The sequence below is a fragment of the Marinobacter sp. ES-1 genome (assembly GCF_000475255.1).
Lineage (GTDB): Bacteria > Pseudomonadota > Gammaproteobacteria > Pseudomonadales > Oleiphilaceae > Marinobacter > Marinobacter vinifirmus.
Genome location: NZ_AXBV01000057.1, coordinates 1 through 881 on the forward strand (window position 1 = coordinate 1; position 881 = coordinate 881).

The 881-nt window shown below is 53.3% G+C and carries 1 protein-coding gene; it reads right to left on the reverse strand.

Translation table 11 applies throughout. The features are described from left to right. Positions 1-803, reverse strand: an 803-nt coding sequence (locus Q668_RS10760; RefSeq protein WP_036219764.1) for an IS630 family transposase, incomplete at its 3' end; no start/stop codon positions are given. Between the last annotated feature and the right edge of the window lie 78 nt (positions 804-881).

The following is an 881-nucleotide window of genomic DNA, read 5'->3' on the forward strand; positions in this document are numbered from 1 at the left end:
AGACTCTCAACATAGTCTCGAACCCGACGAGCATGATGAACCGGGTGGTTATCGAGGATCAGGAAAACCGGCTTGTCAACGTCTTGCACCAGAGCCTTGAGGAAACCAAGAAACGCATCGGTGTTCATGTTGCCCTGAATGGTCTTAAAGCGAAGCTCGCCGCGAGGCGAGATGGCCGAGATCAGATTGATGCTGAAGCGACTGCCCGTATTACGGATGATCGGAGTTTCACCCCTGGGTGCCCAGGTGGTGCCACTGTGATAATCAGACCGAATGCTGGCTTCATCGCCGAAATAGATGGTGGCGCCGACTTTTTTTGCTTCCTTGCGAATTTCCGGGTAGGTCTCTTCTTTCCATTGTTTCACGGCCTCTGGCTTTTGCTGGTAGGCCCGATGCAGGGGTTTCTGAGGCGTCAGCCCCAGGTTTCGAAGCAGACGACCGACCGAGACATCGCTTAACCGGACGTTGAACTTTTGCCGGATGAGCTCACGCACTCGGCCCCGAGTCCACAGGGCAAAATCAAACTTCAACTGGTCCGGCGTAAAGGTCGTTATCCAGATATACAGCTCCCGGATCTGAGCACCGCTCAGTTTCTTGGGACGACCGGAAATCTGCTTGGCCTTGAGCGCGTCAAAGCCACCCTCGCGGTAGGCAGCCAGCCATTCATAGATTCGTGCTCGGCTCATCCCCAGCGCTTTGATGACGACTTCTGGACTCTCGCCATCCATGACCCGTTGAACGGCGCGAACGCGAATGGCTTCTAATGTTTTGTGATCAAGTTTACGACCGTCATCGTGGCGCATGTGTGTAAATATCCGATAAGCTTGGCGAACGGAGCCTACATTATAAATGATGTTCGCTTACTTTCGAACCCATTAGTA